The organism is Shewanella sp. SM20, assembly GCF_025654545.1.
Lineage (GTDB): Bacteria > Pseudomonadota > Gammaproteobacteria > Enterobacterales > Shewanellaceae > Shewanella > Shewanella oncorhynchi.
The window spans coordinates 19,002-27,246 of the sequence record NZ_JAKKRK010000060.1; the positions used below are offsets into that span (position 1 = coordinate 19,002).

Consider the following 8,245-nt stretch of genomic DNA (forward strand, 5'->3'; position numbering starts at 1 on the left):
TCTTCAAAATACACGGCATACGCTGAATACACTGCTCATCCACAGAGATTGTTATCCCGAAAGAGGTAGGTGGGTATTGTGGTAAACCACATGGGGAAGCTCGGTGTGATCTACCGCAACTAAAACCTAGGACTGACCTTGAAATACGTGAATAAGATCAATAGGTCCTAAAACACGAGCAGAAAAAAGCCGCCAGATGGGGTAAATGGCGGCTTCAAAAAAACAGATATCTCAGTAAATTGCGATAACACTCGTGGAATGAGCATCACTATGCTGAGTGAAAAGCTGAGTAAAAACCTACCACAATCCTTAATCCATTAATTCTATATCGAGGCAGTTGAGCAGCCGAATCGCTTCGTCACGGCTAAACTTAGCGCCTTTGATTTTATTGTTAAAAATGTCGATATCGTAATTGGATGCCTCGCTGAAATCCGCCTCCAATAATTGAGTTCGGCCAAACAGACTATGACTAAAATCCGTGTAGGTGAAATTGGCTTGATTAAAACTGCCCTCGCGAAAATCGACATCGTGGGCCTTACACTCTTCGATGATAATTTCATCGAGGGACAAACCTAAAAATGAGCAATCATTTAAGATGGATTGCTTAAAGGAAAAGGGCGCGGCAAAGGATAAACGCGACCACGCGGCGCGGGTCCAATCGATACCGACTAACTTACATTCTTCAAACTCCACCCCGCTGAACTGACACTGGGGCACTTTCACTAAACTTAAGTTGCAACGCACAAAGCGGCAATCGATAAACTTGCATTTACGGAAAGTGCTCTCGCTAAAATGGCAATCTTGAAAGCAGCAATCCTCGAACTCTATGCCCTGTAGATCTTGTGCTAATTCCGACAAGCCATTGAACTGTTTTGATAAAAAACTATTGCCTTGCAAAGCCGCGCTTTGCGCGAGTTGCGATGGCGCAAGCTGTGGCACTTCTTTCTGTGACGACATAACACCTCTAATCCTGCCCAATCCCCAGCAATAAAATATGCAGGGCAATTGGGCTAGGTACTGCTTATTATTGACTCTCTGATACGAGGCTTGAGACTCGCCGGCTAAATGCTCGCGACGAGTTCCTCAAGCTGATCGGTCGCCTTAGACCACCCCTGATAAAACCCCATATCCTCATGATTCTGCCTATCTTCGCTATTCCAATGCAGCACCCGCGCAGTGTACTTGGTCTTACCATCTATAGGTTCAAACATGATGGTTGCCGTCATAAAGGCTTTATCGGACGGCACCCAAGCCTCAGTAAAGGCATCGGTAAATACGATGCGCTCATTCTCAACCACCTCGAGATACACGCCACGATTCGGGAAATCCTGTCCCTCAGGGCTGCGCATCACGATCACATTTGAACCACCGGCACGCACATCTAAGCTCGCGCTAGCCACAGTCCACGGCCTTGGCGTAAACCAAATTTTGAGGAGCTCTGGCTCGGTCCACGCGCGGAACAGCTTTTCTGGCGGCGCATCGATAATCCGCTCTAATACTAGCTCTCGTTGATTATCATTATGTACATGCTGACTTGTGCTCATATTCCCTCCATTGGATATTTGGCTTGATGGTCTTGTCGGCTGCAGCTACGTCATAAGCTCGCACATCAGCGCGCTAAAATACAGCCCTTCAACATTCGCTCGTCCGCAGAACACCAGCCCTCCATCATGCTCAGCACTGAGTGTTAGCGCGTGATTCCCTTGCAAATCCTTATGCCCGCTAGATTCAAGCCACAGAACTATGTAAAGAGCAGTGTAAAGGGCTGTGTAAAGATCTGTGCAAAGAGCGATGCAAATAGCCGTGGCAAATTTTGTCAAAAAAGGTAGAATGTCGCCACTTTTTCGCGGCAGTCTAGAACAAGGTTCTCTCGGATTAATGGTTAGCATTTTCGAGCAAAATGGCACGGGCCCAGCCCGCTTTCGCAGACCACTTTCACTGTGGTGCCAACCTTGCCCTGCGTTTGTTCCCTCCCTTGCATTATCTCCACCCAACACAATTCAAACACCGCCCGAAAATACCCCTTTTGCTGTTCAAGATTTAACATCAAATCCCGCAAACTGGCTGAGCGATTTACGCCCTAAGCCAAGCGCGAATAATAAAGCGGTTGCAATAAATCTGGCTGTTGCTAACGCTATAGTCCATCTGCAAACCGACACTTATAAAAACCTTATCCCTACACTCTCTATCCTAAGGAATACTCGTCATGAGTCTTGCTGATTCCGTATTAGCCGTGAATAACGATTTGCCAATCCGCACCGACAGCCCAGTCCACAGCGGCAAGGTTCGCAGCGTTTACTGGCTAACCGATGCCGACAGCCGCCGTTTAATCAAAACCAAGGGTTATAACGTCCCCGAAGATACCCCGCTCGCCATCATGGTGATCAGCGACCGTATCTCAGCCTTCGACTGTATCTTCCACGGTGAAGGTGGTCTCAAAGGCATTCCCGGTAAAGGCGCGGCATTAAACGCGATTTCTAACCACTGGTTTAAACTGTTCGCCGAAAACGGCCTAGCCGACAGCCATATTTTGGATATCCCGCACCCGTTCGTATGGATAGTCCAAAAAGCCCGCCCCATTAAAGTCGAAGCCATTTGCCGCCAGTACATCACAGGCTCAATGTGGCGCGCTTACTCTAAGGGCGAGCGAGTATTCTGTGGCATCACACTGCCAGAAAGCTTAGAGAAAGATCAAAAGCTCCCTGAGCTGTTAATCACCCCATCGACTAAGGGCATTTTAACCGGCATCCCAGGCGTGCCAGCCCAAGATGACGTGAACATCAGCCGCAGCGATATCGAAGCCAACTACCAAGCCTTTGGCTTTGAAAAGTTAGAAGATATCGACCTGTACGAGAAGCTGTTAAAAGATGGCTTTAAGGTGATTTCAAAAGCACTGGCCGATATTGACCAAGTGTTTGTCGACACTAAGTTTGAGTTCGGCTATGTGACCGATAAAGATGGCAATTCAAAACTGATTTACATGGATGAAGTCGGTACTCCAGATTCATCACGTATTTGGGACGGCGCCGCCTACCGCGATGGCAAGATATTAGAAAACTCCAAAGAGGGTTTCCGCCAATTCCTGCTCAATCATTTCCCTGATCCTGATGTGCTGCTCAACAAAGACAGAATGCCAGAGCGTGAAGCCCTCGCCCGCGACAATGACCTCCCACTTGAGGCCATGATGCAAGTGTCACGCACTTACACTGGCGTTGCCGAGAAGGTGACTGGCGCTCCAATCCCGCTGCCAGCGAATCCTAAGGCAGATATTATTAAGATCCTCAAAGATGAGTATGATCTGATTGTGTAATAGAGAGTTGTAATCAAATCTGAGGTTTTGGGTGGTTTACCCATAACTGAATAGTAGAAAAGGCGCTTAGGCGCCTTTTTGTTTAAGTCATTCACAAACTTAACCAATACACCGCTGATGATTAAGCACTGTCATTCCAGTGACACGCCATGAACTCATCCATGAGGGCTCGACGACGGCATCTGATGTAAAAGGATTTACGAATGTCGCGATCACATGGATGTGAATGAGCGACCATGTCACGGACGGTCACTTACATGCCAATGCTTAATTCAACCAACTCTTCAGTAATCTGTATGCCTTTTCACAAGCATACACTTTACAAATTTAACAATGGGCGGCTCGTTAAATTGTTTCGGTGTAACGGCGTTTTTCAAGCTAGTTGTCACCATTGACCGTTTTAAGCGGCCTGTTTTTCTACTTCTTTAACTGACTCTCTTTCCGGGTTTAGCGTTGTCGGCCCTACTGGTTCGCAGTTTCGCACTTCACGTTTTCCCCAACGGTTTGGGTTGGCTGCTTTCGCGGCTTCAATTCGTTCTTTACGTTGGGCCAGTATGGCTTCATCCTGACCGGTATGGCGTTGCTGTGGCGTCACGAACCGCAACTTGCTGTGCTTATGTTCGTAGTTGTACCAACGCGTAAACTTCAGCACCCAAGTCCTTGCTTCATCGAGACTTTTAAAGCCTGCAGATGGCCAGTCCGGCCGGTATTTGCAAGTGCGGAACAGCGACTCTGCAAACGGATTATCGTTGCTAACCCTTGGCCTGCTGTACGATGTCGTCACACCAAGCTCATACGCTTTCATTCGCATCGTCTGCGATTTCATCGGTGCGCCGTTATCCGAATGCAGCACCACACCACTGTGTAAACATTTCTCCCGGATCAGCGTTTGCTCTAACAGCTTTGCTGCATGCTCACCTGATTCCTGTTCATGGACTTCACCACCAACAATTTTCCGGCTGAACACATCTTCGAGCATATAAAGGTAGTAAAACTGCCCACGCACCGTGCTCGGCAAGTAGGTGATATCCCAGCAAAACACCTGGCAAGGCCCTGTTGCGGTATAAGTCGTTGGCAGCGTTGACCCCTTCGGCGCTAAACTCCGGCCACGATGATGCAACTGACCAAAGGCTTTGAGTACCCGATAAATCGTTGATTCAGAACCATAATATTCATCATCATCCAACAGCGTTGGTACGATCTGCGATGGCGGCAAGCTGGCAAACTTTGGTCTATTACACACCTCGATGATCTTTGCTTGTTCTGCTGCCGTCAGCTTATTCGAGGGCGGTGGACGAACCGCATCCGGCCTTTGATCAGCGGTGATCTTGCCATCCCGATACCAGCGCCGATAGGTCCGCAATGTAATGCTAGCTTCTTCGCAGGCCAGAGGAAGCCTCGCTCCAGCCTGGTTCGCTTCCTGTATCAAGTTCACACATTCAGTGCGCTCTGAGACCAAGGTCAATCGTCCTCGTTGTCGTTCTCCCAAAGCGCATTTAACTTTTTTCTAAGCACCAACAATGCTGCGGTTTCAGCCAACGCTTTTTCTTTACGCCTCAGTTCGCTTTTTAACTGTTTGATTTCTTTATGGTCGGCTTGGCGCTGCCGTTTAGCTTCCAATTCCTGCTCGCGGGAGTTCATGAACCCACGCAGTGCATCGGCTTTCCATGCTTTTACCTGATCAACATACAGGCCTTTAGCCCGGCAATACTCGCTTAATTCAGCTTCATTTAAACTGGCGGTTTCAAGCACAGTGGCAAACTTTGCTTCTGCTGACCAATGTTCTGAGGTTGGTTTACTTCCGGGCACAGGACGACCTTGTTGTTTGGCTTTATCCCGCCAATTATACAAAGTTTGCAGCCCAATCCCTTCGTTTCTTGAAACTTCAGCTACGGTCATATTCGAAGGCGGCAGTAACTTATTTAAGATCTGCTGCTTACGTTCTTCACTATAACTCGGCACAATTAAGCCTTAACGCCCCAACTGGTTAAATTTTAAGTAGTGACAACTATCCTGCCAGAGCGGGGTAAGGTGATAACTAGATCTGTACAGCCAACATGTCTAACTATGTAGTATTGATACAACCTCTGCTAATAGTAAAAAATTACAGACCATTGAGAACTGGTATATAGCAATCAAGCTTTTCATCAAACCGCAGATTATCAAACTGAACACCAGAATACTTTAACCTCACGAAAGCAGAGTAATAGTCACTATGCCTCGTGATAAATCTAGGATAAATATTTATATCATTATCCGCAGCGTCAAACGTGTCGCCAGTTACATAATTTAGGCATTTGAGCCTGCTTGGCAGCCCATATATTACTATAGGGTTTACAGGGAACTTAGGGTTGTCATATATAACTTTACGTAGTAACTCCCACTTTGGGTACATTGCATTTTTTATTTTAGCGAAAACAACCACATCAATTAGCCACCCTTCAATCAAAAGTGGCCGATCAAAAGCAGAGGCAATTCCCTTACAACTTATTGATTTAAAATCAAATATATTCACAATGAGAAACCGATCATCATAAACAATGTATCCGAAACCAAACTCACCGCTTTCAAGCGGAATGTAAAAACAAGTACCTACATCAATCTTTTTCATACGCCCCCACCAAGTTAGCATTTTTTCTTCGAAGATGAATGTGTTGACATTCTATTTCTATAGTTTTCATCAAACGCTTTGGCCCTCTTATCATTAGGATCACTCAATCTGCTGGGGTCGTAAGAGCGAGCACGGTTGCCTGCTCCAGCATTAAATTTACCGTCTTCTGTGTAGACTCCACGCTGAGAAGTATCTAACGTTTTGTAATGTTCAATATCCGCTTGTTCATACCCTCTGACTTGTGCATGAGAATACTAAAGAATACTAAATGGAAATACTAAATGGACATCCAAAATACTAAATGGACATCCATCGTTAATGGCGAGGTAGTTAACCTCCGAATATGCTTTGGTTAAGCATTAAACAAGGAGGTTTGTAGGCCGCGCCCTCGCAGAACTCAGATTAGTCTTGAAGACACCCCTTTTTATCACTGTTGCAGTCGTGTCGTTCGACGTGCTTTTTTGTGTGGCGATGATCGTTACTCAGGTAAAAACCATGACCATCGCCGCGCTTGGGTAGAATCGCTATTGTTTGAACTCGAAGCCGTTTTTGCAATAGATGTGGCGGCCTTTGCGGTGATGTCCAATCATCTACATGTGGTTTTACGCATTGATGTAGAGACTGCAAACCGCAGGAGCGACAGGGAGGTGCTTGAGCAATGGCATAAGCTATTTAAAGGCGATGAATTAACGCAAAAATTCGCCAAAGGTGGGTTGGTTGAAGCGGACGAGGTCAACAGATTAAGGCATTCAATCGCCATTTATCGCACCGCTTATGTGATATCAGTTGGTTCATGCGTTGCTTAAACGAGCCGATAGCAAGACAAGCAAATCAAGAAGATAACTGTACTGGGCGTTTTTGGGAAGGTCGATTTACCTATTTCTTTTATAGAGAATCAAGCTCTACTTGATGAAGCTGCCGTTTTAGCCTGTATGACTTATGTGGATTTGAATCCCATCAGAGCCCAAATGGCCGATACACTGGAGCGATCAGCTCATGCCAGTATTCAGCTTCGAATTCAGGCGGCATTGAAAGATGAGCAGCCCAAAAATCTATTGCCTTTTATCGGCAATGAACGCGATAACCAACCCATTGGCATTACGTTTTCATTAATAGATTACCTTCAATTGGTGGATGATACCGGTCGAATTATTCGAAATGATAAACTAGGTGCAATCACTGAAAATAGCGCCAAGTTACTGACAAGATTAAATATCCACCATGACAATTGGCTTAAGCTTACCACCGAGTTTGGTAAGCTATTTCATGGCCCTGTGGGAACCTTGCAAGAACTGACTGATTACTGCGAACACTTAGAAAAGCGACGACGGCACTTTGCCAAATGCTGTCAGCACCTCAACGCTGGCTGATTTCAATCCTGCATCATTAACCATGCCTTTCACAACAGCCAACAAGAGAATGGCTTAGGTATTTTTTACTAAAAATCTAAGTTTTTCAGCAAAATAGGCTAATTGAGTTAGTCCTCATCCTCTGGAGCAATACCTCGCAAGCTTTTTAGCCGCTAAGTGACTTTTAGTCACTTGGATGCTAACTGAAAGTACATTATGTTCTTGTTTTATATTGGGTGGCCTGATTTATATCTGCCTGATTTATATCTTCGCTACAAATGGAGGACAAGATTTATTTCTTCCAACACTAATTGTCAATTGCTGCAATTTTTTTAAAGATTCCATCTAACTAATCATTATTATAAGTCGTTTCTTGAATTAAATGACTATCTTCATTATAGCTTTTCCAAATACCTTCTTTCTTACCATTTTCATAAGTTCCTTCTACTTCTATTATACCATTTTTATGATAACTCTTAAAAAGCCCCTCTCGCTCTCCATTTTTATAATATTCCTCAGCTTGCAATATTCCTTCCTCATCATAGGCTTTATAAAGACCATCTAATTGATCATTTTTATAAACGCCTTCCGCCTCTAATTTACCGTATTCATTATAATATTTAAACAGACCATTTCTAATACCATTAACATAGTTTTTTTCCACTGTTAATCTACCATTTTCATTATAACACCTCCAAACACCTTCTAATTTTCCATTTATATACAACGCTCTGAAGAATCCCCTGATGATTTACAAATAAATCATCAAATTAGGGTGGAAGCGCATCTTGTTGCATGATCAAATGGTTTCGCCAAAAACTACACTTGGACAACAAGATGCGCGAAGCCAATATCCTACAACATTCTTTACACCAATACTGCCCAGAACTTCACCTAAAACGATTAAACAGCTTGATGCTGGCCTCTAAGGCACTGATTGAATGTAAGACACTGACCTTGACTGAGTTAGGTCGA

7 protein-coding genes and 2 pseudogenes are annotated in these 8,245 nt (G+C 44.9%); 4 read left to right on the forward strand and 5 right to left on the reverse strand.

Features of this window, described 5'->3' with window-relative positions:
• Positions 1 to 309: 309 nt before the first annotated feature.
• Complete coding sequence (locus L5M18_RS19710) at positions 310 to 957, reverse strand: pentapeptide repeat-containing protein (RefSeq protein WP_263198337.1); 648 nt, start codon at positions 955 to 957, stop codon at positions 310 to 312.
• Positions 958 to 1,061: 104 nt separating this feature from the next.
• A complete protein-coding gene (locus tag L5M18_RS19715) occupies positions 1,062 to 1,544 on the reverse strand; it encodes an SRPBCC family protein (protein ID WP_131524358.1) in 483 nt (160 codons plus the stop codon).
• Between the two features lie 247 nt (positions 1,545 to 1,791).
• On the opposite strand from L5M18_RS19715, the gene L5M18_RS19720 reads away from it, so the two are divergent.
• Positions 1,792 to 2,220, forward strand: a complete 429-nt coding sequence (locus L5M18_RS19720) for a hypothetical protein (protein ID WP_317629904.1) — start codon at positions 1,792 to 1,794, stop codon at positions 2,218 to 2,220.
• On the forward strand, positions 2,207 to 3,310 hold the full coding sequence (locus L5M18_RS19725) for a phosphoribosylaminoimidazolesuccinocarboxamide synthase (protein ID WP_263198341.1): 1,104 nt from the start codon (positions 2,207 to 2,209) through the stop codon (positions 3,308 to 3,310). Before L5M18_RS19720 ends, L5M18_RS19725 begins: the two co-directional genes overlap by 14 nt.
• Before the next feature lie 400 nt (positions 3,311 to 3,710).
• Here the strand turns inward: L5M18_RS19725 and L5M18_RS19730 are convergent.
• Both L5M18_RS19730 and L5M18_RS19735 read right to left on the reverse strand, forming a co-directional pair.
• A protein-coding gene (locus L5M18_RS19730; protein ID WP_263198343.1) for an IS3 family transposase occupies positions 3,711 to 5,272 on the reverse strand; the annotation gives its coding sequence in 2 pieces (ribosomal slippage) (positions 3,711 to 4,810 and positions 4,810 to 5,272; 1,563 coding nt in all).
• Between the two features lie 142 nt (positions 5,273 to 5,414).
• The gene (locus L5M18_RS19735) at positions 5,415 to 5,921 is read right to left on the reverse strand and encodes an Imm26 family immunity protein (RefSeq protein WP_263198344.1); all 507 of its coding nucleotides are present in this window, start codon (positions 5,919 to 5,921) and stop codon (positions 5,415 to 5,417) included.
• A 401-nt stretch (positions 5,922 to 6,322) separates the two neighbouring features.
• Between L5M18_RS19735 and L5M18_RS19740 the strand changes: the two are divergent.
• A pseudogene (locus tag L5M18_RS19740) lies at positions 6,323 to 7,291 on the forward strand (transposase).
• Positions 7,292 to 7,619: 328 nt separating this feature from the next.
• Here the strand turns inward: L5M18_RS19740 and L5M18_RS19745 are convergent.
• Positions 7,620 to 7,997, reverse strand: coding sequence for a toxin-antitoxin system YwqK family antitoxin (locus tag L5M18_RS19745; protein ID WP_263198346.1), 378 nt, complete (start codon positions 7,995 to 7,997; stop codon positions 7,620 to 7,622).
• Positions 7,998 to 8,107: 110 nt separating this feature from the next.
• Here L5M18_RS19745 and L5M18_RS19750 point away from each other — a divergent pair.
• A pseudogene (locus L5M18_RS19750) lies at positions 8,108 to 8,245 on the forward strand (IS4 family transposase); the annotation flags it as partial.